Source organism: Aureivirga sp. CE67, from assembly GCF_015767245.1.
Lineage (GTDB): Bacteria > Bacteroidota > Bacteroidia > Flavobacteriales > Flavobacteriaceae > Aureivirga.
Genome location: NZ_JADOTV010000012.1, coordinates 1 through 26,555, shown reverse-complemented (window position 1 = coordinate 26,555; position 26,555 = coordinate 1). Strand labels below are relative to the sequence as shown.

At 28.9% G+C, this 26,555-nt stretch carries 27 protein-coding genes and 1 tRNA gene; 14 read left to right on the top strand and 14 right to left on the bottom strand.

All coding sequences use genetic code 11. From position 1 onward, the window contains the following. Positions 1-18: 18 nt before the first annotated feature. The gene (locus tag I0K12_RS13870) at positions 19-462 is read left to right on the top strand and encodes a 4-fold beta flower protein (protein WP_196888730.1); all 444 of its coding nucleotides are present in this window, start codon (positions 19-21) and stop codon (positions 460-462) included. Between the two features lie 2 nt (positions 463-464). Here I0K12_RS13870 and I0K12_RS13865 read toward each other — a convergent pair whose 3' ends face one another. Then, entirely contained in the window at positions 465-824 is a 360-nt protein-coding gene (locus I0K12_RS13865) for a winged helix-turn-helix transcriptional regulator (protein ID WP_196888729.1), read from the bottom strand. Between the two features lie 105 nt (positions 825-929). Between I0K12_RS13865 and I0K12_RS13860 the strand changes: the two genes are divergently transcribed. Further along, positions 930-1,796, top strand: a complete 867-nt coding sequence (locus I0K12_RS13860) for an SDR family oxidoreductase (RefSeq protein ID WP_196888728.1) — start codon at positions 930-932, stop codon at positions 1,794-1,796. A gap of 81 nt (positions 1,797-1,877) precedes the next feature. Here the strand turns inward: I0K12_RS13860 and I0K12_RS13855 are convergent, their stop codons facing one another. From I0K12_RS13855 to I0K12_RS13845, 3 genes are all read right to left on the bottom strand, one after another. Next, the gene (locus tag I0K12_RS13855; protein WP_196888727.1) at positions 1,878-2,282 is read right to left on the bottom strand and encodes a hypothetical protein; all 405 of its coding nucleotides are present in this window, start codon (positions 2,280-2,282) and stop codon (positions 1,878-1,880) included. Positions 2,283-2,399: 117 nt separating this feature from the next. Next, positions 2,400-3,041 carry a hypothetical protein gene (locus I0K12_RS13850; RefSeq protein ID WP_196888726.1) on the bottom strand — a complete coding sequence of 214 codons (642 nt, stop codon included), beginning with the start codon at positions 3,039-3,041 and terminating at the stop codon, positions 2,400-2,402. 133 nt (positions 3,042-3,174) lie between these two features. Further along, positions 3,175-4,527: a hypothetical protein gene (locus I0K12_RS13845; RefSeq protein ID WP_196888725.1), complete on the bottom strand. Its 1,353-nt coding sequence runs from the start codon at positions 4,525-4,527 to the stop codon at positions 3,175-3,177. An 81-nt stretch (positions 4,528-4,608) separates the two neighbouring features. Here I0K12_RS13845 and I0K12_RS13840 point away from each other — a divergent pair, with 81 nt between their 5' ends. From I0K12_RS13840 to I0K12_RS13805, 8 genes are all read left to right on the top strand, one after another. Continuing rightward, positions 4,609-5,727: an FAD-dependent oxidoreductase gene (locus tag I0K12_RS13840; protein ID WP_196888724.1), complete on the top strand. Its 1,119-nt coding sequence runs from the start codon at positions 4,609-4,611 to the stop codon at positions 5,725-5,727. 88 nt (positions 5,728-5,815) lie between these two features. Next, positions 5,816-6,922: a hypothetical protein gene (locus I0K12_RS13835; protein WP_196888723.1), complete on the top strand. Its 1,107-nt coding sequence runs from the start codon at positions 5,816-5,818 to the stop codon at positions 6,920-6,922. An 87-nt stretch (positions 6,923-7,009) separates the two neighbouring features. Beyond that, positions 7,010-7,699 carry a hypothetical protein gene (locus I0K12_RS13830; protein ID WP_196888722.1) on the top strand — a complete coding sequence of 230 codons (690 nt, stop codon included), beginning with the start codon at positions 7,010-7,012 and terminating at the stop codon, positions 7,697-7,699. A gap of 133 nt (positions 7,700-7,832) precedes the next feature. Next, the gene (locus I0K12_RS13825) at positions 7,833-8,588 is read left to right on the top strand and encodes a DNA polymerase beta superfamily protein (RefSeq protein WP_196888721.1); all 756 of its coding nucleotides are present in this window, start codon (positions 7,833-7,835) and stop codon (positions 8,586-8,588) included. Positions 8,589-8,596: 8 nt separating this feature from the next. Further along, complete coding sequence (locus I0K12_RS13820; RefSeq protein ID WP_196888720.1) at positions 8,597-9,169, top strand: hypothetical protein; 573 nt, start codon at positions 8,597-8,599, stop codon at positions 9,167-9,169. Positions 9,170-9,182: 13 nt separating this feature from the next. Further along, positions 9,183-10,244: a DNA polymerase beta superfamily protein gene (locus tag I0K12_RS13815; RefSeq protein WP_196888719.1), complete on the top strand. Its 1,062-nt coding sequence runs from the start codon at positions 9,183-9,185 to the stop codon at positions 10,242-10,244. After that, a complete protein-coding gene (locus tag I0K12_RS13810) occupies positions 10,228-11,166 on the top strand; it encodes a hypothetical protein (protein WP_196888718.1) in 939 nt (312 codons plus the stop codon). The genes I0K12_RS13815 and I0K12_RS13810 overlap by 17 nt, the downstream gene beginning before the upstream one ends. Positions 11,167-11,268: 102 nt before the next feature. Beyond that, positions 11,269-12,114 (top strand): metallophosphoesterase, encoded by an 846-nt coding sequence (locus I0K12_RS13805; RefSeq protein ID WP_196888717.1) that lies wholly within the window; start codon positions 11,269-11,271, stop codon positions 12,112-12,114. 175 nt (positions 12,115-12,289) lie between these two features. Here the strand turns inward: I0K12_RS13805 and I0K12_RS13800 are convergent, their stop codons facing one another. Continuing rightward, on the bottom strand, positions 12,290-12,949 hold the full coding sequence (locus tag I0K12_RS13800) for an alpha/beta hydrolase (protein WP_196888716.1): 660 nt from the start codon (positions 12,947-12,949) through the stop codon (positions 12,290-12,292). A gap of 225 nt (positions 12,950-13,174) precedes the next feature. Here I0K12_RS13800 and I0K12_RS13795 point away from each other — a divergent pair, with 225 nt between their 5' ends. The 3 genes from I0K12_RS13795 (at position 13,175) to I0K12_RS13785 (ending at position 14,543) form a co-directional block, all read left to right on the top strand. Further along, positions 13,175-13,528 (top strand): hypothetical protein, encoded by a 354-nt coding sequence (locus I0K12_RS13795; RefSeq protein WP_196888715.1) that lies wholly within the window; start codon positions 13,175-13,177, stop codon positions 13,526-13,528. A 140-nt stretch (positions 13,529-13,668) separates the two neighbouring features. Next, on the top strand, positions 13,669-14,388 hold the full coding sequence (bshB1, locus tag I0K12_RS13790; RefSeq protein ID WP_196888714.1) for a bacillithiol biosynthesis deacetylase BshB1: 720 nt from the start codon (positions 13,669-13,671) through the stop codon (positions 14,386-14,388). A gap of 79 nt (positions 14,389-14,467) precedes the next feature. Next, positions 14,468-14,543: transfer RNA gene (locus I0K12_RS13785), tRNA-His, on the top strand. Positions 14,544-14,667: 124 nt separating this feature from the next. Here I0K12_RS13785 and I0K12_RS13780 read toward each other — a convergent pair. The 9 genes from I0K12_RS13780 to I0K12_RS22120 form a co-directional block, all read right to left on the bottom strand. After that, entirely contained in the window at positions 14,668-16,884 is a 2,217-nt protein-coding gene (locus tag I0K12_RS13780) for a RelA/SpoT family protein (protein ID WP_196888713.1), read from the bottom strand. Between the two features lie 43 nt (positions 16,885-16,927). Further along, the gene (locus I0K12_RS13775; RefSeq protein WP_196888712.1) at positions 16,928-18,163 is read right to left on the bottom strand and encodes a M48 family metallopeptidase; all 1,236 of its coding nucleotides are present in this window, start codon (positions 18,161-18,163) and stop codon (positions 16,928-16,930) included. A 4-nt stretch (positions 18,164-18,167) separates the two neighbouring features. Beyond that, positions 18,168-18,971: a TrmH family RNA methyltransferase gene (locus I0K12_RS13770; protein ID WP_196888711.1), complete on the bottom strand. Its 804-nt coding sequence runs from the start codon at positions 18,969-18,971 to the stop codon at positions 18,168-18,170. 121 nt (positions 18,972-19,092) lie between these two features. Continuing rightward, positions 19,093-20,982 carry a T9SS-dependent choice-of-anchor J family protein gene (locus tag I0K12_RS13765; RefSeq protein ID WP_196888710.1) on the bottom strand — a complete coding sequence of 630 codons (1,890 nt, stop codon included), beginning with the start codon at positions 20,980-20,982 and terminating at the stop codon, positions 19,093-19,095. Positions 20,983-21,299: 317 nt separating this feature from the next. After that, positions 21,300-21,779 carry an AAA family ATPase gene (locus I0K12_RS13760; protein WP_196888709.1) on the bottom strand — a complete coding sequence of 160 codons (480 nt, stop codon included), beginning with the start codon at positions 21,777-21,779 and terminating at the stop codon, positions 21,300-21,302. Beyond that, entirely contained in the window at positions 21,769-22,695 is a 927-nt protein-coding gene (gene cbiB, locus I0K12_RS13755; RefSeq protein WP_196888708.1) for an adenosylcobinamide-phosphate synthase CbiB, read from the bottom strand. The genes I0K12_RS13760 and cbiB overlap by 11 nt, the downstream gene beginning before the upstream one ends. Further along, positions 22,674-23,699 (bottom strand): pyridoxal phosphate-dependent aminotransferase, encoded by a 1,026-nt coding sequence (locus I0K12_RS13750; RefSeq protein WP_196888707.1) that lies wholly within the window; start codon positions 23,697-23,699, stop codon positions 22,674-22,676. The genes cbiB and I0K12_RS13750 overlap by 22 nt, the downstream gene beginning before the upstream one ends. Then, on the bottom strand, positions 23,696-25,162 hold the full coding sequence (locus I0K12_RS13745) for a cobyric acid synthase (protein ID WP_196888706.1): 1,467 nt from the start codon (positions 25,160-25,162) through the stop codon (positions 23,696-23,698). Before I0K12_RS13745 ends, I0K12_RS13750 begins: the two co-directional genes overlap by 4 nt. 574 nt (positions 25,163-25,736) lie before the next feature. Further along, a complete protein-coding gene (locus tag I0K12_RS22120) occupies positions 25,737-25,871 on the bottom strand; it encodes a hypothetical protein (protein ID WP_255552899.1) in 135 nt (44 codons plus the stop codon). Between the two features lie 125 nt (positions 25,872-25,996). Here I0K12_RS22120 and I0K12_RS13740 point away from each other — a divergent pair, with 125 nt between their 5' ends. Next, the gene (locus I0K12_RS13740) at positions 25,997-26,419 is read left to right on the top strand and encodes a hypothetical protein (RefSeq protein ID WP_196888705.1); all 423 of its coding nucleotides are present in this window, start codon (positions 25,997-25,999) and stop codon (positions 26,417-26,419) included. Positions 26,420-26,555 lie beyond the last annotated feature (136 nt).

Genomic DNA, 26,555 nt, shown 5'->3' with positions numbered 1-26,555 from the left:
TGAAATAAACTAAAAACTATGAAAACAAAAACAATTACGATTCTACTTTTTCTTTTCTCTTTTATCCAATTGAGTGCGCAACAAATTACACTTTACAACAAACAAGACAAACCTGTAGCTTATATCGATTATGATGAGGAAGTAACTATTTTTCTTTGGAATGGAACACCAGTTGCATTTTTAGAAGAAGATGGTGATGATAATCTGATTTATGGATTCAATGGAAAATTCATGGGTTGGTATGAAGAAGGAGCAATTTATGATGAAAAAGGTAACGTTGTTGGTGTTCAAGATCGTGAAGATAAAATCAGAGTTAAAATAGAACCAATTAAAGGAATTCAAGGAATAACTCCAATAAGACCTATTAGCTTAAAATTTGCACCAATGAAGCCTATCTGGTCAAGGTACTGGAGTTCGACTCCTCTGGTTGATTTTCTAAGTTTTGGAAAAAGAAGATTTTAAGTTTATTCCTTTTTTACTTCTTTTAAATAATCTTTTCGATGATCCTCTCCCCATTTCACCATCGCTTCTAAAATTGGCTGTAAAGCATATCCAGATTCCGTTAATTCATATTCAATAAGAATTGGTCTGGTATCATGTACAATTCTTTTTACAATATTATTCATTTCTAACTCTTTCAACTCTTTGGATAACATCCTTGGAGTTATTTTTTGGATGGTATTTTCTAAATCTTTAAATCTTTTAGCTCCAAACAATAAAGTTCCGATAATTGGAACTTTCCATTTCCCACTTAAAACTGCTAAACAGTCTTTTAATGCTAAAATTGTTGTAACCGGACATTCAGGAATATTACTAGGATTCATAAGGCTTTATCGTTTTTACTATACAAAAGTATAGTACTATTTAATAATTACATACTATACTTTATATATCAAATGTAGTAAATTTGAGTAATTAAAACTAAAAAAATGATACAGAAAATAGTATTTATAGGGGTAACAGGAAACCTCGCTCCTTTTACTTATAAAGAATTATTAGCAAAAGGAATTAAAATAAAAGCACTTGTTCGAAATATGGAAAAAGTAGAAAAAAATCCTGATTTTCCGAAAGAAATTGAACTTTTAAAGGGTGATTTAAATAATATAGAGAGTTTGAGAAAATTGATTTCTGGAGTAGATACTATATTTTTAAATCTTTCTACACAAAATGAAAAAGCAAGTTTTCAACCAGAAATTGATGGAATTAAAAATGTGATTACAGTTGCTAAAGAAAATAATATTTCAAGAATTTTTCATGTTTCTGCTGTTACAGCTCCATTTCCTGAATTTGCGCAAGGAGCAGATATTTTTATCAATAAAATCAGAAAAAAAGGATATGAATTATTAAAGAATTCAGGAATTCCAATCACGTTTTTTCATTGTTCATGGATTATGGATGTTATGGAATTTACGATGAGAAAAGGCGATACTTTACAAGCTTTTAAACCTATAAAACACCCAATTTATTGGTTGGCAGGTAAAGATTTAGGAAAAATGATTTCTAACGCTGTTGTAAATTCGGATCATAATCAAACAAAAGATTATATCATGCAAGGAAAAGAAGCTGTGACATTTGAAAAAGCTTTGCATCGTTATGCAAATTCGTTTAATCCAAAATTAAAAGTGCAACTAGCTCCAATTTCTATGTTGAAGTTTATTGGATTATTTAATAAGGATGCTCGTTTGGCTGGAAAAATCGGAACGTTTTTTTCTAATTATAAAGAAGAATTTAGAGCAGAGCAAACTTGGAAAGAACTTGGAGAACCAATTTATACACTTGATAATTTTAGGAAGTAAAATTGAAAAGAGTCAAAATCAATCTGAAGATAAAATTCGTGGATTTTGACTCTTTTTTTGAGATTTATATTTCTTATTTCATTAAGTAGATAAATCAGATAATTCATTAAGGTACCATTTACCATCTTTTTTAATAAAAGTATAACTCGTTGAAATTCCATTATCAATTCCAAAAAGAGATACTTTCCCTAAACTACCTTCTTCTAAAACCTCCACTTTATAATCTGTAGTTCCAGATAGTTCAACTTGGGAAATTCTGTAATTTTCACTTTTAATTTTAATACTTTGTTTTTCATAATCTTCATTCAAAATAGTAGCTTTTAAAGGAAACTCCACCCTACTCTTTTGAAATTCATTCGTTTGAAAAAATTTAGTCAAAAATGTATTAAATTGAATATCAATACTTTCTTTATCATGAATTTCATCATGTATATGAGAATCTCTAGAAATTTCATCTACATTTTTAATTTCTTCTTTAGTTCCCATTTTTGTCGAACTAGTTGAACAGCTTAGAAAAAGGCTACTTAATACTAGTATAAATATTTTATTTTGCATTTAATCTAAAAAATTAAAAGCTACCTATTGGCAGCTTTTATAGTTTAATTATATTTTAACTCTATTGGCGATTTTCTCTAAATCTTTTTTATCCTCCTCTGTCATATAAGAAGCAATAAAACCAATACTAAATCCATTTTTAACACATGAATAATAAATCTGTCCCATAGTTATGCTTTCGTTTTCAATTTTAGCTTCAAGCACATAAAAATCTTCGTTTCCAATTCTCTTTTTATAAACTTCTTTTTCAAATTGGTAAGGAAGCTTAGTTAAACTTAAATTCTTCTTCAAATGAAATAAATAATCCTTTCCTATCTTAATCCCTGGAGAAGATTTTAAATTTTCAGCAACAACAATAAAAGAAGGATTATAATCAACAGGTGCTCCCATCTCATGTCTCGTAACCATTAATAAATTTGCAGAATTTACTTCAGCAGCTTTTAAATGAGCTTTTGTAAAATTTTCATTTCCATCTGTAATTATATCCGTACCCACTTTTTGAAGTTGTCTCATCATTTCAGCATCTTGCACATTCCAATTAGGGTTAAATGGAATAGTCATTTCAAAAAACTTATTGGTATATAAACCGTTCTCTACAGTACCATAATCAAAATTTTCAGGAATACTTTTTTCATTATTACAGCTTACAAATAACACAAATGTTACTATTAAGACTAATAATTTTTTCATAATTTATAGAATAATTTTATTTATTAAATGCAAAAATAATTATTTTACTTTAACAACATCAATATCTATTAATATTCAAAACTTGTATAAGAATTCATTTAACTTTTTGATTCAAAATTCATTTCAAGCATGATCATAACTGGCTTGTAAAATATATGTCATTTTGATAAGAAAAAATATCAAACTTTATATTTAATTTTTCATACAAATCATCTAGAGGAATTGAGTAAACCTGATTATCATTTGTAACAATTTCAACAATATAATCATGTCTAAGGTTTAACATATCTAATCCCCTTTTCATAAATTCATGCATATTATTTGAAAAACTTAGTTTCTTATATCTCTTAGTTAACTTGTCTTTTGTATAATAATTATAATATCTTAGTTTTTCTCCAAAAACATAATTATCTATTCTTCTATAAATCGTTATCATTAATTTAGAAGTACTTATTATAGATGGACTATATACAATAACTTCGGGGAATATATGTTTTTTTGTCCCACAACCTCTTATAGAACAAGTATACAAACTTACACCTTTCTGTTTATCAATTATTTTTCCTTTTCTCTTTTTAAAATTCTTTTTTGATGGATATATACTTTTATTTTTTTGTGTTTTAAAGTCAAATGTTCGTATTTCCCAGAGAATATCCCCATTCGAAATAGTATCAGAAATGGATGAAAAATAGGGTTCATAAAAATATTCTTTCATTTTAGATAACTTCCCATTATCATAAAAATATTCTTCAAAAATTTTACTCCCATATTCTTCTTTGATAATTTTTGATTCTAAATCCCCTCTATTTCCATTACTTATACTTTCTAAAGATTTATTTCTTGAATTAATGTATTTTTTGATAATACTTTTTCCATTTGAAATAGAATCGACAATTATTGTATCCTTTAAAACCTGTCCTTTTACCTCTGTCTTATTCCAATATCTTCTTTCAAAACGGTCTTCAAATAATTTCTCATCGTAGCTCAAAAGAGAGTCTTTTTTGCAAAAAACAAACTTTCTACTATTTTTTTTAGTTTCCAAAGTCTTTTTATTTATGCTCACAAAATCATTTCGAAAACTTCTCAAATTAGTCGAATCAATCTTATAAGTAGCTTGGTAAATAGTTTCATTTTCATCATGAAAATTTCTTTCAATTCTTTGTAGTACTTTATTGGAATCAAAATTTAAACTAAATGTATTTTTCCCATCATAAATACTTTTTACATTCCCATTTAAATCAAAGCTATAATTAATAAAATCGTAAAATCTTGAATCATTTCTATTTAAAATAAGTCTATTTTCTTTATTAAAAACTTCTATAGAAATTAGAACACTATCTTTTTCTTTCAATTTTATCGTTTTCACATTATTCTCTTTCATCGCAATAAAATCTCCTGAAATTATTTTCTCAATATCTTTTAATTGTCCAAAACAAGTAATAGAAATGAATAGTAGAACGATCGAAATTGTAATTTGTTTTTTCATATTATTTTTTTTGTCAATATAATGATTTTTAAACTCTCTTTATTTATTCGTAAATTTAAATAAGTTGATAAATCCTAAATCATGACAAACGACAGACGAAATTTCATAAAAAAAGGAACTTTTGGATTTTTAGGCATCTCATTTTTAAGTTCAAATACAACCTATTCAAAAGACAAAAATCTCAAACCTTTACACGATTTCAAATTACTTCCTGTTGAAGTTTCAAAAGAACGAATTATCCGAAATGATGTTGGTTTACGACCTTATAGAGCAGAAGGATTTGTTTTGAAAAAAGAAAAATTTCAAAACAAAACAATTATTCATGATTATGGACATGGCGGTGGTGGAATTTCTCTTTCGTGGGGAACTGCACAAAAAGCTGTAGACATGGTTGATGTTCCAAAAGAAGAAATAATTGCGGTGATTGGTTGCGGAGTCATTGGTTTGTCAACTGCAATTTTACTTCAAAAAAAAGGATATAATGTAATAATTTACACCAAAGAAATGCCGCCACATACGACTTCCAATGTTGCTGGTGGATATTATGCCGCAGCACAAGCTTATGATCCAAATAAAATTTCAGAACATTTTTTAACACAATTCAATGAATCTTCTCAGATTTCACATCGTATTTTCCAAGATTTGGTTGGAGAACGCTATGGTGTTTCTTGGATTAAAAATTATTTCTTAGATGGAAATTTTGCTTTTTGGGGAGGTAAAAATCTTTTTCCTGGTTTAAAAATTCATACGGATAAAAAATTATTTGATTTTCCTAAAGTTCAAGAAGTGTATTCTTTAGTTATTCAAACTCCAAAATATTTAAATGCGCTTATCGAAGATTTTTATTTAGCTGGAGGAAAAATTGAGATTAAAGAATTTGACACAAAAGAAACACTTTTAAAACTGAAAGAAAAAGTGATTATGAATTGTACTGGTCTTGGTTCTAGAGAACTTTTCAAAGATAAAAAACTGATTCCGTCTAAAGGACAACTTCATGTTTTACTTCCGCAAAAAGAAATTAATTATTCTTATGTTTTCAATGGTGGAAAAAATACATTTTATATGTTTCCAAGAGAAGATGGAATCATTTTAGGCGGAACTGCTCAGGATAATATTTGGACTTTGGAACCTGACGAAAAAGAAATGGAACGAATTTTCAAACAACATAAAATGATTGCTGATTTTCTAAAAAAACATTAATCTCAATTCTTTCTACAAAAACACGCAATAATAATTTAATTGGAATATTTTTTGATAACAAAAAATCTAAAACCAAATAAATTATTTTATGAAAAAACTTTTACTATTCATCTTACTTTCTATTTTATTTATTAGTTGTCAAAATGATAAACCTGAGCTTGACACAAAAAATGAAGTGAAACAAAAACAAGACTCTATTTCAAACGAATTAGAACAAGAATTCAATTCCTTATTAGAATTTACTGAAGAACTTAAACTAAAACCTGATATCTATAAAATTTCTTCTCAAAAAAAATCTACAATTACTACAAAAAAAGGAACTATTCTGAATGTAAATCCTGCAAACTTAAAAACAATTGATAATTCAAAATTAGGAGATAGTATTACGGTAGAAATTATAGAAGCTACTGAAAAATACGAATTTGTTTTGAATAATTTACAAACTGTTTCGAATGGAAAAATCTTAGAATCTGGTGGTTCTTATTTTATTAATATGACTTCTGAAGGTAAACAACTTGAAATTATTAAAGATGGAATTTCTGTTCAATTTCCTAAAATATCAGAGAAAAAAATGGAACTATTTAAAGGAAATAGAAATGAATTAAATCAAATGAATTGGAAACCTCTTCAAAAAGATTTAAAAGAACAAATTACAAAATCAAATTCTATTAATAAAATTACAACAGAGGAAGAAATTCTGGAAGATGAAGTTTTTTACGATTATGAAAATGATCCAAATTATGAACTAGACTCTGTATCTGAGGGACCATTTACATTAGTCTATTATAAGAAAAAAGGAACTTTAAACCAAAGCTCAAAAAAATTGAAGAATACTTTTTATGAGGAAATCAAACTTTTAGAATTGGGTTGGTATAATATTGATCATTTCAGAAAATTCACTACTACAATACCCTTAACTTTGAATTCTAAACAAAAAATAAATTTCGCAAAAATATTTCTTGTTTTCAAAGATGAGATGGTTGTTTTAGACCATTTTTATGGTAAAAAAAGTAACACCATACAAATACCAAAAGATGTAGAAGTAAAAATCTTAGCTTATTCCATCAACAATATTGGACTTACTTTTTGTGAATTGGATTTTGAAACCAATCAAAACCAAATGGAGATATTTTTAAATTTCAAAAAAACGACAAAAGAAGAAATTGAAAATGCTATTAAAAGTTTAAAAAATTAAACATGAGAAAATTATTATTTTCTTTAATCTTAAAAAATAATATTTAATTTTCGAGATATCTTTTATCAAAAAATAAAACATTATTTCATGAAAAAAAAATTACTATTTATTGTTCTTACTATTTTATTTCTTAGTTGTCAAAATGATAAACGAGAACCTGAAATACAACCTACAGAATCACCTGTAAATAATATAAAAACTAAAGAAAATCCTTTAACTAAAGAAAAAAACGTTAAAAAAGATTTTAATTCAGAAATTATTACATTTTTGAAATTGATGTATAAAAATGACTATGCTATAATAGATTTATATCCTCAAGAGAATTACTATTCACCCTACACTAAATCTTTCTCAAAAATTGATTTAAATAAAATAACTATTTATGGAAACAAAAAAATAGAAAAATATCAAAAGCTTTATTACGAACAATTTGATGTTGTCCTTCTAGAATATAACACTAAAAAATCTGCAAAAAATTCCTTCAATCTATTAAAAAAAATGAATCAAAAAGTGAATAATGATAATTTCGAAACAGATAGTGAAATTCGAAAAAACTCTATGAATTTAGGAGTAAAAAGTGGTGGCTTTATTTTTCAAAATGATCAATATATAATTAGCTTAGTAAAAAGGTGTAGTGGAAATAATTTAAAAAATATTTCATGGAAAAAATATGAAAGTAAATTTATTGAATGTCTAAAACTTCAAGATTCCACAATTCAAGTTTTATATGGTAGATGTGGACACATGAAATTTAATTTAATAGAACAAAAATTTTAAACACAGATTTTTCTGTTAAATAGATTTCTTCCAAAAGATTCTGCTCAGTTATTGAAAAATCAATGGATGCGTATAAAATGATTTTAGCTTTTCTATATTTGCAAACAAGAAATTGCAAAAATAAAAAGTCAAAATGAAAGAAAAAATACCATATTATTTAGAAAAATTAGAAAAGGAAAAAGATATTCAAATTTTACTTGCTTGCGAAACAGGTTCTCGTGCTTGGGGGTTTCCTTCGCCAGATAGCGATTTTGATATTCGAATTATTTATAAACATGAGAAAAATTGGTATTTGAGTTTGAGTGAACAAAAAGATTCCATTGATTTAATGTTTGAAGAAAATGAAATTGACATTACTGGTTGGGATTTACGCAAAAGTTTGAAGCTTCTTTTCAAATCAAATGTTTCTATGTTGGAAAGAATTCAATCACCAATTATTTATAAAGAAAACAAAGAATTTGTAGAAGAAATAAAGAAACTAGCACAAAATTCTTATTCAAAAATTGCAACGATGCATCATCATTTGAATTTGGCAAAAGGAATGTTTCGTGAACTAAATTCGGAATCTTATAAACTAAAAAAATTGTTTTATGTTTTAAGGTCTACTGCTTCTTGTCAATGGATTTTGGAAAGAAATGAAATTCCTCCAATTGTTTTCACAGAAGTTTTAGATGGAATTTCTATTTCAGAAAGTATTAAAAATCGAATTTTAGAATTAATCGATTTGAAAGCAACAAAAAACGAGTCTTATTTTCATTCTGGAGAAGAAATTTTATTTGAATACATCAAAGAAACACTGGATAAAGCAAAAAAAGAAGCGAAAAAACTTCCTTCTGGAAATGGAAATATGGACGAATTAAACAAATTCTTTATAAAAACTTTAGATTAAAATACCACATGAAAATAAAACTAATTATACTTTGTATTATTTCACTATTTACTTCTTGTAAGTATTCAGATGAAACTACTTTAAGTGAATCTAAATTAAAAAATATTCAATCTAAATTTAATCATGTATTTAAAGTAGAAAATATCCAATACGACATTAATAAAATGGATATTATGATTGATTCTATCATAGAAGATGAATATTTCACTTACCGACTTCCTTTTTTATCAAAAGTTTGTTTTGATAATGCAAATATGGATATGCTTAACACAAATTTTATTTTTAATGTTAAAAACAAAGAAGGTAATTTATACGGGCATTATAAACTTAAAGAAATAACAAAATTAGAAAAGTTTTTAATGGTATTTTCTGCTGCATATAAACAAACTAATTATTCAAATGAATATTATTTAAATAAAAAAATCTACCATAAATTTCAAGAATCTTTATTAGAAGAAAAGCTAGAATTGATCGGTTATGATGTTAATAAATTTTGTTTAATTCTCAGAAAAGGAAATTCTTATTATCGAGTTTATTTTGATAAAAATTATAGGCTTATAAGTAAAGTCGAACAAATTTAAAATTTAATAAAAGATGACCATTGAAGAATTAAGAACAAAAGGTTGGATAATTTTAGAATGTATCAGTGGTAGCAGAGCCTACGGACTAAACACACCTACTTCTGACACAGATATAAAAGGAGTTTTTCTGCTTCCAAAAGAAGAATATTATGGTTTAAATTACATTCCGCAAATTGCAAATGAAACGAATGATATTGTTTTTTACGAATTCAATCGTTTTATGGAATTACTTTCTGTAAACAATCCGAATATTTTGGAATTATTAAACACTCCAGAAGAATCGATTATTTATAAAAATCCTGTTTTTGAAGAGTTGAAATCAGAATATTTTCTGTCAAAACTTTGTAGTAAAACTTTCGGAAAATTTGCTTTATCTCAAATAAAAAAAGCAAAAGGATTGAAGAAAAAAATCGTGAATCCTGTAGCGAAAGAACGAAAAAACATTCTTCATTTTTGCTATGTAAATCATGAGCAAGGTTCGATTTCACTTCTAAAATATTTAGAACTTAAAAACTGGAAACAAGAAAATTGTGGTTTGGTAAATATTCCGCATATGCAAAACGTTTTTGGCCTTTATCATTCTGAAAAAAAGATTTATAAAGGAATTATGAAAAATGAAAATGCTAATGAAATTTCATTGAGTTCTATTCCAAAAGAAGAAAAGCAAGAAGCTTTGTTTTTCTTTAATAAAGATGGTTATTCTTCGTATTGTAAAGAATATCGTGAATATTGGGATTGGGTGGAAAAAAGAAATGAAAGCAGATATGAAAACACACAAAATCATGGAAAAAATTACGATGCAAAAAACATGATGCATGTGTTTCGTTTGTTGGAAATGGCAATTGAAATAGCAAAAGAAGAAAAAGTGAATGTAAAAAGGCCGAATAGAGAATTTCTTTTAAAAATCAAATCAGGAGAATTTGATTATGATTATTTACTAAATTTAGCAAATGAAAAACAAAAAGAGCTAGAAACTGCTTTTGAGATTTCAACTTTATCTGAAAAACCAGATTTGAAAAAGATTAATAAATTGACTTTTGAAATAAGAGAAAAACTTTATGAAAAAAGAATTTGAAAAGAAAACTAAAAAATGGAAGAAAAAGATAATTTTAGATATCTCTAAGTCTTTATTATTTTTTTTAATTGCTCCTTATTTTTTAATAAATTATGAAGAAGGTTTTGGAAAAATCGGTCTAATATTAACCTTTAGTTTTTATTTTTTTTGGCTTATCAGGGAAGCCACATATAAAAACCTCTATATCTTAAAAATAATAAATGAGGAAGATAAATTTACGTTCATTTATTACTCCTTTTTTAAAGGAATTCAAGAATTAATAGTTCTAAAAGAAGATTTACACGAGGTGTTTTATAGAAATAATGAATTTACAATCAAACATCAAGTAAATATTGTCTCATGGAAGACTATTTTTTTGATAGATGCTCCCTCAACAACAGATCTAATTTATAGTAATATAAGAGACTTTGAAAAAAATGTAGCTCAAATTCTTGGTGAAAATACTGAGATTGTTAAAGACAGAAAATCTTTTAAGAAAAAAATTAAAAAAGAGAAAATTAGACCTAATATTATATCTTTCATTGTGATAAGTATTGGATTTGTCTATTTTTATTTTTTTAATGAATTTGCACCTAAAATTGTAATTTTATTCATTTATATAAGCTTACTTTTAATTCGATTTTGGTCTGATTATAAGGATGTTTATATTTATGATATCGAAATTACAGATGACGAGTTCAAATTCATTTCCTACTCATTTCGAAAAGGAATTCATGAAATTGATATTGAAAAAAGTAATTTCTTAGAAGCTGATTTTAAAAAGATTACTAATTTTAGAATTAAACATAATGTTAATGACATTTATGAATTTGAAGAATTCATAATAAACTTCCCTCCTTATAATTCTATTTATCAGAAAATTCAAGGTCTTAAAATTGAAACGGATTTATTAAAAGAAGAAAAAATAGATTCTGAAGATTAATTTTCTTTGTTTTAAATTGAAAATAGATTCTAAAAATTGTTCAAACCTAAAATTAAAAAAATAATATTTCAGTTTTTAAAATAAGAAATAGACTTTATCAAAATGAAACGAAGAAAATTTCTAAAAAAATCGATACTTGGAACCCTTGGTTTAGGAATTGGTGTTGGATTATATACTTGGAATATCGAACCTTTTTGGTTAGAATTTACTCAGCAAAAAATGCCATTGAAAAATCTTCCTGAAGAACTAGATGGAAAAACTTTAATTCAAATAAGTGATCTACATATTGGAGATGAATTCGATTACCAATATATCATCGATTCTTTAGAGAAAACCAAAGAATTTAATCCTGATTTTGTTGTTTATACTGGTGATTTTACTTCTTATCATTCTCCAAGACAATTGCGACAATTAAATCTAGTAATGAAACATGCTACAAAAGGAAAACTTGGAACTTTTGGAGTTTTAGGAAACCATGATTATGGAGCAAATTGGTCGCAAAAAAATGTCGCAGATGCTACTGTAAATGTTCTAGAAAAAGCTGGAATTACAATGCTACGAAATAATTCGGAAGAAGTTTCTGGTCTAAATTTTATTGGAATTGATGATTTTTGGGGAACTAATTTCAAGCCAGAAGTTGCAATGCAACATTTTGATTCTTCAAAAGCGAACATTACACTTTGTCATAATCCAGATGTTTGTGATTTGGATATTTGGAACGATTTCCATGGTTGGATTCTCTCAGGACATACGCATGGAGGCCAAGTAAAACCACCTTTCCTCCCTCCTCCAATGCTTCCTGTGCAAAATAAAAATTACACTTCTGGAGCTTTTACTTTAGATCAAAACAGAAAATTATACATCAATAGAGCTTTGGGCTGTATCAAACATATTCGTTTTAATGTTCGTCCGGAAATTACGATTTTTACGCTAGAACGTGAAGCTTAGCAGTTACTCGGCTTAGGGATTGCAGCGGCATCCTTTTTTGCTTTCTTCATCAAGCTGAATTAGCAAAAAAGATATAGCGGAAAGCCCGACCCGAATACTGAGCGAAGTGTAACGAAGTCGAAAAATTGAGGGGAAGCTCCTAAATATTTATTTGTATCAGAAACTTATCATACTTCTATTCCATTATTTCTAGCATTATATTTTTCACTTTTTTGTGTTTTTCGATAATCATGGCGTGCGTTCCGTCTTTTACGACAAAACAATCGTTGATATATTTTATTGGGAAAATAAAATCTTGATCACCATGAATATGTTTTACGATGCTTAAAACTTCTTTTTGATTCCAATGAAGTACGGTATGAATCGCCCAATCGATATATCTCGGATCTCTAACAGAAAGGAACTTCTTGTAATGTTCCATTCGTTTTTGTGCTTTTTTATTGAAATATTTAGAACCTATTTTCTCTAAATCTTGGAAAGCTCTTGGCGCAACTAAACGGTATAATTTTAGTTTTCGTATGATTTTTAGTTTTAAAGGAAATTCTTTATTGGATTTGATACTAGAAATGATAATTACACGTCTTGCCGAAACAATTTTACTCATTTCTTGCACCATGATTCCACCAAAAGAAACACCTACCAGAACTGGATTTTCGTATGTTATTTGCTTACATAATCTTTTTGCATAATCAGAAATTGATTCCTTTCTATTTGTAGGTATAATCCATTCTAAAAAGATACATTCGTATTTATCTTCTGGTAAATGTAAATACTCATAAATTTTTGGACTTGCTGCCAAACCTGGAACAAAATAAATTGGGATTTTCTCATTCATATCTTTATTAACAATTTTATATCATTTTAGCTATTTTACTCTTACAATAAAATAATAAATGAAAAATATTTAACATTAAATCATATTTTAATAGTATTATTTTCAAAAAAAATAATTATATTGCTGATAACTTCATTAAAAATATGAAAAAGAATTAGAATTTCATCCTAAAACACGAAATCAAATTCTTAAAAAACTATTAACAAGACATAAAAAATAAATATCATGGGGAGAATTAAATATTTACTTATGTTTCTTTTTATAGGAACTTCTACAATAGCTTTTGGTCAAACTGAATTAGAAAAAATAAAAGAGGACATCTTAGGAAAATGGAAGCACCAAGACAAAGATGTTACTATAGAGTTTGTAAATGAAAAACTACTTCGTACAATTTACAATGCTGACATTGAAGATAATGATGATTATTATATTGATCATGTAAACGGTAAAGAATTCATTTTGAGAATTAAATTATTAATTGGACAATACAAATACAATATTGATTTAAAGAAAGATAAATTAATATTAACCCCATTATTTGCAAAAAATCCAAAACCAAACGTCTATACTCGAATGTAGGTTCTAAAAACTTTTCAAAAATTAATATATAAATCTTGCACTTGTGAAGCAGGATTTTTTTGTTTTAAATCTTCTCTAAAATGCTATTTATTGTAAATCGCTATAATTCTCGTTACTTTTGTTTTTTAAATTAAACAATTATGAAACTAGATATATTAGCAATTGGAGCGCACCCTGATGATGTAGAATTAGGTTGTTCTGCTACAATTGCGAAGGAAATTGCTTCAGGAAAAAAAGTAGGAATCTTAGATCTTACAAGAGGGGAACTTGGAACAAGAGGAAGTGCGGAAATTAGAGATGAAGAAGCGAAAGCTGCTGCTAAAGTTCTTGGTTTAAGTGTAAGAGAAAACTTAGGTTTTGCGGATGGTTTTTTTGAACATGACAATAAAGACCATAAAATTGAAATCATTAAAAGAATTCGAAAATACCAACCAGATATCGTTCTTTTAAACCCTTCTCAAGATAGACATATTGATCATGGAAAAGGAAATAAATTAGCTTCTGCTGCTTGTTTTCTTTCTGGTTTAAGAAGAATAGAAACAGAGCATGAAGGCGTACAACAAGAGGCTTGGAGACCAAAACAAGTATATCATTACATTCAATGGCAACCTTTGGAGCCAGACTTTGTGGTAGATGTAACAGGTTTCATTGATAAAAAGCTAGAAGCTGTTTTAGCTTACAAAAGTCAGTTCTTTGATCCAGACAGTAAAGAACCTTCTTCTCCAATTTCAAGTCAGAATTTCTTAGAAAGTATCAAATATCGCGCACAAGATTTAGGAAGGCTTGTAAATGTTGATTATGCAGAAGGCTTCATTACAGAACGTTACATTGCAGTGAAAAATTTAAGTGATATTTTTTAATAAAAAAGCTTGCAAGTATCATCAAAAGCTGTATATTTGCACCCGTATTACAAAAACATACAGCTTTTGTTTTATAAATGGTGGTTGTAGCTCAGTTGGTTAGAGCGCCGGATTGTGGTTCCGGAGGTCGCCGGTTCGAATCCGGTCTTCCACCCCTAGTTTTTAGAAGGATTCCTTTTTTGGAATCCTTTTTTTATTCCATAATTATAGTTTTTCTAAAAATAAAGCCTGTAGAGATTGTCTACAGGCTTTGTTTATTTTATTATAAAATGTAATTTCTTAATGCTGATAAATACGTTTGATTTTCTCAACTCCATCAATTTTCTGGATACTTTGTGTCAATCTACTTAACTGCGTATTATTCTTCACCACAACTGTGATTTTCCCTTCAAAAATTCCGTCATTTCCTGCAATATTAATACTTTGAATGTTTACATTCATATTGTTAGAAATAACTCTTGTAAGCTGCCCAATTAAACCAACTTTGTCCGTTCCGGTAATATGAAGTATTACAGAGAATTCTTGTCTTGACGAGTCAATCCATTTTGCTTTTAAAATACGGTAAGCATGATTTGCTTGCATGCTAATCGCATTCGGACAATCCACCTTATGAACTTTGATTCCTTCATTTACAGTAATAAATCCGAAAACTTTATCTCCTGGAATTGGATTACAACATTTACCAAAAGTATATTCTAATCTTTCTTCTTCATTACCAAAAACTAATAAATCGAAATTCTGATTGATTTCTTCCTTAGCAATATTCTCGTTTGCAGAAGATTTCTTAATCTTATTCTTAAAGAATGAAATAAATGCGTTACTTCTTTTACTAACAAACTCCTTGATTTGCTTATTATCAATAGAACCAACTCCAACACGGTAAAATAAATCTAAACTAGTTTTTAGTTTAAAATGATTTACCATTTCATTCACTACTTTTTCAGAAAGCGTCACCTTTAAATGTTTCAGTTTTCTTTCTAAAATCTCCTTACCGTCTTTAGCTATTAATTTCTCTTCTTCTTTTAATGCTGTTTTAATACGAGTTCTTGCTCTAGCTGTAACAACAAAATCTAGCCAACGAACATTTGGTTTTTGACTTGAAGAAGTAAGAATCTCAACCTGATCTCCACTGTGAAGTACATGGCTAATTGGCATTAATTTCCCATTAACTCTAGCCCCACGACATTGCATTCCAACTTGTGTATGAATAGAAAATGCAAAATCTAAAGCAGAAGCATCTTTTGGTAAAGCTTTCAATTCTCCTTTTGGTGTAAATACGAAAATCTCTTTTGAATAAAGATTTAACTTAAAATCTTCTACAAAATCAACCGCACTCATATTTGGGTTTTCAAGTGTATCTTTTAATCGATTTAACCACTCTTCTAATCCACTTTCTTTTGTGTTTCCGTGTTTATATTTATAATGTGCAGCATAACCTTTTTCCGCAATTTCATCCATTCTTTCCGAACGAATTTGCACTTCAACCCATTTTCCATTTGGCCCCATTACGGTGATGTGTAAAGATTCATAACCAGTAGATTTTGGTTGTGTAATCCAATCACGTAATCGGCTAGGGTTAGGCTGAAAATTATCTGTCACAATCGAATAAATTTTCCAAGCATCGAACTTTTCGTTTTTATTCGAAGAGTCATAAATAATACGAATAGCAAACTTATCATAAACCTCATCGAAAGTCACTCCCTGTTTTCGCATCTTTTTACGAATAGAGAAAATAGATTTTGTACGACCTTTAATGTTGTATTCAAAACCTTCGTTATCTAAAGATTCACGAATAATATTTGAAAAAGAATCGATATAAGCTTGACGATCTTCACTTTCATTTTTTAATTTCTCAACAATATCATTATAAACTTCCGGCTCTGTATATTTTAAACCTAAATCTTCTAATTCTGTTTTGATATTAAAAAGTCCAAGACGATGTGCTAGTGGCGCATAAATGAATAATGTTTCCGAAGCAATCTTCAACTGTTTGTGAGGAGGCATCGAATCCATTGTTTGCATGTTGTGTAATCTATCTGCGATTTTGATAAGAATCACACGAACATCATCATTTAAAGTCAGAAGCATCTTACGGAAATTCTCTGCTTGAATCGAAATATCCTGTGAATGATCAAAATTTGAAATTTTAGTCAATCCATGAACAATTCTTGCAATCGTTTCTCCGAAAAGTTGCTCCATATCTTCAATTGTATAATCTGTATCTTCTACAACATCGTGTAAAAGTGCAGCTGCAATTGAAGTAGCTCCTAATCCGATTTCGTAAGCAACAATTTTTGCTACAGCAATCGGATGGTAAATATACGGCTCACCTGATTTTCTTCTTTGCTCGCTATGTGCTTCTAAGGCCAAATCAAATGCTTTACGGATTAACTTTTTATCGTCTTCCGAAAGTTTTTGATACGTTCCTTTTAGCAAATCTTTATATCGTTTTGCGATTTCTTTATTTTCTTCTTCTATGGAAACATTGTACGCCATACATTCATTTTTTTTAATCAGTTCAAACAAACAAGTTGTTGCATTATTTCTTAAGTAAATTCTGAACTCTAGCCAATAATGGTGGATGAGAATAATGAACAAAAACCATTGCTTTATGAGGAGTCAAATTACTTAAACTATTCTTCGATAATTTCTTTAGTGAGGAAATCAAATATTTTCCTTCGTAATGATCTTTTGCATAATCATCTGCTTGATATTCGAATTTTCTTGAAATCACATTCATGATAATTCCAGTGATTTCAGAAATCGGAGAATATAAAATAGCAAATGCAACTAAACCAACATGAAAACTAGGAATAGAAACTCCTAAAGCCTCCGAAAATATTGGTTTATTCACCAATAAAGATAAGATAAATAACGTAAAACCTGTTAGTAAAATCGATAGAATTAGGTTAAAAATTATATGCTTTCTTTTGTAATGACCAACTTCATGAGCTAAAACTGCTACTATCTCTTTTGTTTCCAAATCGTTAATTAAAGTATCATATAAAACAATTCTTTTCTCTCTTCCAAACCCAGAAAAGTAAGCATTTGCTTTTGTGGAACGTTTTGAACCATCAATTACGAAGATTTTATCAATTGTAAACCCTACTTTCTTAGCAAAAGCAGTGATTTCGTCTTTTAACTCTCCATCTTCTAAAGGAGTTTGCTTATTGAAAAGTGGTACGATTAATTTTGAATAAAACATATTCATAAAAACAGAAACGATACTCACTAAAATCCAAGCATAAATCCAGAAATTTTGCCCAACTTCTTCGTAGAACCATGTTATTAATGTCAGAATTCCACCTCCTAAAATCATACCAAGAAAAAGTCCTTTGATTAAATCTAACCAAAAAAGTTTCTTTGTTGTTTTATTAAAACCAAACTTTTCTTCAATTACAAAAGTGTGGTAATAAGAAAAAGGAAGAGAAACGATACTTGACCCCAGAGAAATAACTCCCATAAAAATTAGCGTAATCACAATTTCATTCGACGAAAAAGAACGAGCAATTCCATCCACCCAAGGAAAACCACCAAGAAAGAAAAAAGCCAAAGTAACAGCAATAGAAACTAAGCCTGAAATATTCGAAAACTTTGAATTTTCTTTTTTATAAGCTTGTGATTTTTTGTACTCTTCTTCATCATACACATCTTTCAAAAGTTCTGGAATTGGAGCATCGTATTTTGTTCCATTCAAGTAACCAATGATTTTATCAAATAAAAAATTTAGGATAATAATTCCTATAATGATGTAAAAAACAATTTTTGGATCCATAAGATTATTTAAAATTTCGTTGTCTTTTTGCTTCAAATATTACAATTGCTGCTGCTACAGAAACATTCATCGAATCAATTTTTCCTTGCATTGGAATTATGATATTTTGTGTAGAATTTTCCAACCATTCGTCTGTAAGTCCTGTTGCTTCTGTTCCTACAACAATTGCAGTTCCTCCTGTAAAATCAATTTCATGATAAGGTTTTGAAGCTGTAAGCGCAGCACAATTAATTTGAATATTATTTTCTTTTAACCAAGAAATTACTTCTTCTGTAGTCCCACTAGCCAATTGATTTGTAAAAACACAACCAACACTAGATCGAATAACATTAGGATTGTAAAAATCCGCTTTTGGATTTGCAATAATCACTGCGTCCAAATTTGAAGCATCTGCAGTACGGAGTAAAGCTCCGATATTTCCTGGTTTTTCAATTCCTTCTCCAATTAAAATTAGTGGATTTTTAGATTTGAATTGAATATTTTGAAGTGTATTTTCTTTTGTTTTTAAAATTGCTAAAACTCCTTCAGTAGTTTCACGATAAGCAACTTTTTCATAAACTTCTTTAGATATTTCAAAAATCTGAACTGAATTCTCCTCATTGATTAATGAATTTACTTCTTCTAAAGAAATAATATTTTTGTAGAAATAAATAGATTTAATTTCATATCCTCCACTCATCGCAAGAGAAATTTCCCTTTGTCCTTCTACTACAAACTCTCCTTTTTTCTTACGAATTCTCGATTTTTCTTTTAACTGAATAATTTCTTTAACTCTCGAATTTTGCGTACTCGAAATATAATTTTGCATACATCTGAAATTTGTTTCAAAATTACGAATAAGAAAACGTTTATTAGAATTTATTTTATAAAAAGAAAAACCTCAGAGCCGGTAAACTCTGAGGTAGTGAAGATATATTTTTTATCAAATATTATTTGATAGATATTTTTTGGATGTTAGAAGAAGATCCATTGTGTACATTTAAAATGTAGTTTCCTGTTTCTAAGTTAGAAACTGGTAAAGCAATAGATTGAGCTCCTTTTAAGTTAGTATACTTTTGAGAGAATACTTTTTTACCTAACATATCAGTAATTGTGATTGAATAATCTCCTTGTCCATCAAAAGATACATTTAATACATCTGAAGCTGGGTTAGGGAATGCTTTTAATCCAATAGTTTCGATTGTTTGCTCTTCAGTATCTAACCATCTATCTAAATAGATTTTTTCAGAGTTTAATACTCTTCCTGTTTCAGCATCGATTACTAAAGCAACAATATTAACTTTGTTAAAATCAAATCCATTTCCTAAAGAATAGTTAAATGTATGAGTTTTAGATTGACCATCAACGATATCAGCACCAGCAATTGATCCTTCAACACCGTCATACTCACCTAAAATCATTTCTCTTGCAACGTTATCATAAGATTCTCCGTTTGCATCAACATCATCCTCTGTTAAGATTACTGCAAATCTTAAATCAGCATCTGGCATTGTAGAAACGAAGTTCGCAGTTAATTCAATTGAAACATCATCTGAACTTCCATTTGTTTCAGCAGAAATAGTTACTGGAACTACAAAATCTGAAGCTTCAGTAATTGCTTCTTCCATATCTAAATAATCAGCAGTTGATTGACTATCTACAGATAAGTTGTTTGCAATTCTATCAACTTTATACTGAGTTAAGTTTGTTAATCCTGTAACATTTTGTAAATAATCTACATAAGCTAATGGATCTGTATCTGTATTAGAAGGAGCATGCACTGAAACTCCAGCAAAATTATCTCCTGTAAGAGTAGCTAAAACATCTCCAGAAGTAGTAACATCTCCAGCCCATGTTCCATTTAATGCCTCAATAAATACTTTTCTACTTGGCTTAGAACTTACTGTAATAAACTTAGATGAAGCTTCATCATTATCAGTATTCATATCAGTTTCAGTTCCATTGATATTTACAACAGATACTGTGATATCTTTATTTACAACTTCAGAATAAGAAGCTTGCTCTGTGAATGAGTAATAACTATTACCTTCTTCATTAGAAATGAATGCAAAACTTTCTGTTGGTACTGGTGTATCAAAAGTGAAAGTCTCTTCATATTCAGTCTCACCATCAGACCATTTTAAAGTAACTGAATTTAAATCTTCTGCTCCTAAGTTTTTAATTAAGAAACTTACAGGCGCTTCAGCATTTAATTCGTTATATTTAGATAAGTTTACTTCTGTCATCTCTACATCATAAGCATCATAAGTAGAAACTGAAACATTATCTAATACAACTGCTAATTGTGCAGTAGCTGTGTGGTGACGGAAAGTAATGTGAACATCTTGACCAGCAAAAGCTGATACATCAATAACTTCTGTTCTAATGAAAGCATCTTCAAAAGTTGCTTCAAATACAGGATCAGCAGCTAAAATAGTAGTAGGATCATCTGAAGTAGTTACATATACAGAAACAGTCTCAGCAAAGTTATCAGCAGAACCTGCAGCAACAGTAAACTTCAATCTTTTTCCATCAGCATTATCAGCTGGAATACTAATTGATGGAGAAATTGCTAAATTGTTTGGATTAATTGCAGTTCCTTGATTTGAAGAAAAAGAAACTAAAGATTGAGTTCCAAACTGACCATTTGGTCCTGCTTGTCCTCCATTAGTCCAATCATAAATATCCCAAGAAACATTATCTGTATCCTCACTTGTTAAACTCCAACCAGTTGATCCACCTTCAAAGTCTTCAGTGAAATGAGTTGTTTGCGCATTAACATTGTTTGATAAAAGTGCTACAGCTGCGAAAGTAAAAACAGTAGTAATTTTTTTAATCATAATAAAAAGATTTAATTTTTGCAGCAAATATACAATTTTAACATAGATATTATTTTAAATTCTACTTTTTAAGTATTATATTAAACTAAAACACGTATTTTATAAAAACTAAATTTAAATATTATATAATTTAAACTTCTAAAAACTCATATATCCAAAATAGCTCCCTATAAAAACTTAATATTTTTAACATATCAATAATAACATGTATTTATGTTAATTTTTTCAAAAATATTTATTTTTAAATAATAATGATAGAAAACTACCCATTTTAAAGTTATTTTATTACAGTTTATACTACTTTAATAAATTTAATTTCACAACAAAACCAAATCAAAACCTAAACTACTATAAACAACATACAATTTATTATAAATAGCCATTGATTTCTCAAAACTCTGAAGACGTTGCGAATCTTGTTTATAATATTCTTTTTTAGGTTTTAAAATAAAAACTTTAGAATTATAAAAATCATGGTACGGATAATTTAAAATATACTTTGGAATTTCTTTTCCTTCTATGGATAAATAAGCAATCACATCCGCCAAACCTCGATCAAAAAAAGAAAGTTCATTTGGTGTTTTCTTCAATTGCTTTTCAATTTCTGAAAAAGTAATTTTCGCAAAATCTTCCACATCTTCCCATGGTGTTGCCTTTCCTCCTATTTTTTGTTGTTCTTTTATTACTTCTCTCGAAATTTCATCATAGCATAAAATTCCTTTTTTTCGAAGTTTTTGTAATAAAGTTGTCTTCCCTGCTCCTGGCCCTCCTGTGATGATAAATCGTTTATTTTGCATAATAAATCAAAATACTGATCAAAATAAAAAGTAAAGTTGTCGCATGATTGACATAGGAGACCTTTTTAAATTCTTTCGCTTCAATATCTCGATCATTTTCTCCAATAAATGGTTTTTCTACAATTTTACCATGATATTCATTTGGTCCACCAAAACGACAATTTAAAATTGCTGCCAAAGCCGACTCTGGATAACCTGCATTCGGACTCGAATGATTTCTACTATATTTAAAAAGAAAACCTAGTTTATTAATCTGCCCTGTAACTAATAACATTATAATAGCTGTAATTCTCGCAGGAATAAAATTCAAAACATCATCCAATTTTGCTGCAAATCTTCCAAATTCAAAATATTTTTCCGATTTATATCCAATCATCGAATCAAATGTATTTACCAATTTATACAACATCGCTCCTTCCACTCCAAACAAAACAAAATAAAATAATGGTGCAATAACTCCATCGCTCAAATTTTCTGAAAGTGTTTCAAAAACAGCAGTTCTAATCTGTTTCGGATTCAATTTTTCTGTATTTCGCCCAACAATCCATGAAAGCCTTTTTCTTCCTTGCTCCAAACCTTTATCTAAAGCATCAAAAACTGCTTTTCCTTCTTCTAAAAGACTTTTATTTGCCAAAGCATAAAATAAAAAAACAATAGAAAATACGTAATAAAAAACTGGATATGGCTCTAAAAATTTCGTTATAAAAAAGAAAAAACTTCCTACTAAAATCATACTTGAAATCACCAATAAAAATCCTTTAAAGATTCTATTTTTTCCTTTATTCAAAAGTTTTTCTCCAAAAGAAATCATATTTCCATAAACTCGAATTGGATGTGGCAACCAACGTGGATCTCCAAAGATTAAATCCAAAATATAAGCGGAAACTAAAATGATCAAAAATTCTTGAAACTCCATTCTTTTAAAGCTTGAATTAATAATTGATTTTGCGCTTCAGATTGTGATGCTATTCTAAAATAATGCGCATCTAATCCTCGAAAATTTGAAGCATTTCTAATCAAAATTTGATGCTGATTCACCAATTCTTCTTTCAATTGAAAAACTTTTGGTTCTTTCATTTTCACCAAAAAATAATTTGTTTTTGTTGGCAAAACTTCAAATCCTTTTATTTTTTGAATTTCTCTTTCTAAACTTTTTTTCGCTTCAAAATCTACTTGAAAATCTTTTTTAATTTCACCAAAATGATCAAAAATATATTTTCCCGCATCTAAAGCCAAAGCATTTACACTCCAAGGCATTTTCTTTCCCAAAATTCTTTTTTGAATTCTTTCTGAACACAAAATAAAACCAAGACGCAAACCTGGAATCGCAAAAACTTTTGTCAGCGATTTTACAAGAATCAAATTTGAATAAGTAGAAAGTAATTTTAAAACCGAAACTTCTTCTTCACAAAAATCTGTATAAGCTTCATCCAGCACAAAATACGTTTTCGGATTTTCTTTCAAGATTTTTTCAATAAATGAAATCGAAAAAATCTCCCCTGTCGGATTATTCGGATTACAAATAAAAACCAAATCTTCTTGAATATTTTCACCAGTAAATTGTTTTCGATCCTGAAAATGCATCTCCAAATCAAAAATCGAACAGGAACTTTCATATTCTGCAAAAGTTGGCGTCAAAATCAAAGCTTTCTTTCTTTGAAAAATATGCGCAATCAAATAAAAAGCTTCTGTAGCTCCATTTGTAACTACTGCATTATTTTCAGATAAACTATAAAATTGCTCAATTTTTCGCTGTAAATCATTTCCTTCTGGATTCGGATAATTCTGCACTTTCGAAATGCTACTTTCTAAATATTTCTTCAAAGTTTCCGAAATTCCTTTCGCATAAACATTAGAACTAAAATTGGCTTTTATCTCTGTCTTATATTTATACAAATCATCTCCATGTCCGTGTATCATCCTTCCATATCTTTTAAAATCTGATCAAAATTCAAACTTTCTTCTAACAAATCTGCCAATTTCTGATAATTTTCTACTCTATATTCTTTATAATTAAAAAAGATTTCTTCTTCCTGAAAAGGTTTCAAAATATCATTTATCACCACCTCATTATCCAAAATCCCATGCATATAAGTCCCCCAACAATTTTCTGTTTTCTGATATCCTTCCGACTTATTTCCTTCCTTTGTCTTATTCAATATAGAAGCTTCATCCAACGTAGTTTCTCCCATATGAATTTCATAACCCACACAAGATTTTTCATAATTTTTAAAACTAAAATTCGTTTGCTCCGTAATTTTTGTTTCTTTCAAAATAGTCTGAATCGGAAAAATCCCAATTCCTTCGATTTTTTCTACAGAACCTTCCACATGAAAAGGATCCGAAATCTCCGTTCCAAGCATCTGATATCCTCCACAAATCCCGATAATCGTTTTTCCTTTTTCTTCCAATTCTTTCAAAAGAATATCTATTTTTTTCTCTTTCAAAAACTGTAAATCATGAATCGTATTCTTCGTTCCAGGCAAAATAATCACATCTGCTTTTGCAATTTCTTTCTCTGAAGAAGTATAATACAAATGCACATTTTTCTGCTTTTCTAAAACATTAAAATCAGTGTAATTCGAAATATATGGATAATGAATCACAGCAATATTCACTGCTCCTTCACTACTTTTTTTATTCTTATTTTTCAGCGCAACCGAATCTTCTTCTTCAATATAAATATCCTGCGCAAAAGGCACAACACCCAACACTGGAATTTTTGTCAAGTCTTCAATAATCTTAATTCCTTCCTCAAAAAGCCTAATATCTCCTCGAAATTTATTGATAATGATTCCTTTCACCAATTTTCGCTCCCATTCTTCCAACAAAGCAATCGTACCATAAACACTCGCAAAAACTCCACCTTTATCAATATCCGCAACCAAATACACATTCGCATTTGCAGCTTGTGCCATCCGCATATTCACAATATCTCGATGTTTCAAATTCAGCTCGCTAATACTTCCTGCTCCTTCCATCACAATCGGAAAATACTTTTGTTCCAAACGTCCAAAAGCCTTTTTTGCTTCCTCAAAAAGTGCCGTTTTATTATTTCCTAAAAAATAATCTTTCGCAGTTTGGCTACCAATTGGTTTTCCATTCAAAACAATCTGAGATTTATTCTTTGAACTTGGTTTTAACAAAATCGGATTCATATCTGTGTGACAAGAAATCTCACACGCTTCGGCTTGCACAGCTTGTGCTCTTCCAATTTCAAAACCGTCAGGAGTCGAATAACTGTTTAGCGACATATTTTGTGCTTTAAAAGGTGCTGGCTGAAATCCTCTTCGCTTCAAAGCTTTGCAAATTCCTGTCACCAAAACACTCTTTCCAACATCCGAACCTGTTCCAACAAACATTAGGGGTTTGATATTTTTCATAGCGGCAAATATAGAAAATTGACCAATATTGTTCTATTTATATTTTGGGCGAATCCTATTTTTCGTTTTCTAAAACTCAAAAAAGGTCGGGCTTTTCTTTCCAATTTTTGTTTTTCAAAAAAAGAATTTCTAAAGAATCCGTGGGCTTCTTAGGTCGCCTCCATTTCTTAAGAACTTCTAATTTTTGAAAAAACAAAAGCTTTCCATTTCAATCCCTTTCGCAAAGAAACACGAAGAAACCTGAAGCTTTCGTTGGTGCCTGAGCGTAGTCGAAGGCCCCCTAAGTAATTTACTGGTACCTGAGGCTCTCGAAGGTTGGTACCTGAGGCTCTCGAAGGTTGGTACCTGAGGCTCTCGAAGGTTGGTACCTGAGGCTCTCGAAGGTTGGTACCTGAGGCTCTCGAAGGCACTCAGCACTAAAAACAAGTAAATTTGTCATAAATGTAACTGTCGGAGTGATTCCTTCTACTCACTCTTCTATTCCTTCAAGTGTCTCCCTTATTCCTTCCTCTTCCTTTTCTGTTCCTTCAAGTGGATTTGTCGTAACAACAACTGTCGGAGTGATTCCTTCTACTTACTCTTCCGTTCCTTCAAGTGTCTCAGTTGTTCCTTCCTCTTCCTTTTCTGTTTCTTCAAGTGGATTTGCTGTAAAAACAACAGTTAGTTTAAACCAAATAAAAATCAGATAGATGATTTTGATTTTAGTCATTAAAAATCTAAATTGCAGCAAAAATATTGCGATATTCATTAATTTTAATAAAAATTAGCATTGTGGATATAATGGAAATAAACGGAATTCCGTTTATACGCAAGTTGTGTAGCATTTAAAAAATAATGAAAGAAATTAAATATTTATTAGAAGATTATTTAAGTACTGAAACTATTTTTAGAATAACTAATTCTAGAATTTTAGATGGAGGAAGAAGTTCTTTTTATTGCGAAGGAGAAAAAATAAACTTGTGGATTAGAATTGTTGATAATGCTTTAGAGTCTGAAAATTATGAAAAAGGATACTGTCCAGGAGGTTTATATATTAACGATTATTTAGTAGAAATAAATTCGAAATTAGAAAAAATATTAATTGATATATTGAGAAAAGCTAAATTACCTGTTGATTGGTATGAAAAAAGTTTAGATGAAGAAATAAGAGGAATGAATAATATGGGTGAATTAGAGGAATATAGTATTAAACAGAAAATTAATTTTATAGAATCAGAAAATTATTTAAGGTTAGGTAAATTAACAAAGAGAATTTAAAAATACGCTACACAATCGAGTAGGTGGACGTGAACAATAAATTCACGTTGCACCTCTCACACCACCGTACGTACGGGTCTCGTATACGGCGGTTCAATAATGAAACTATTTCTTGTAATAGGTTGCCATTTCGATA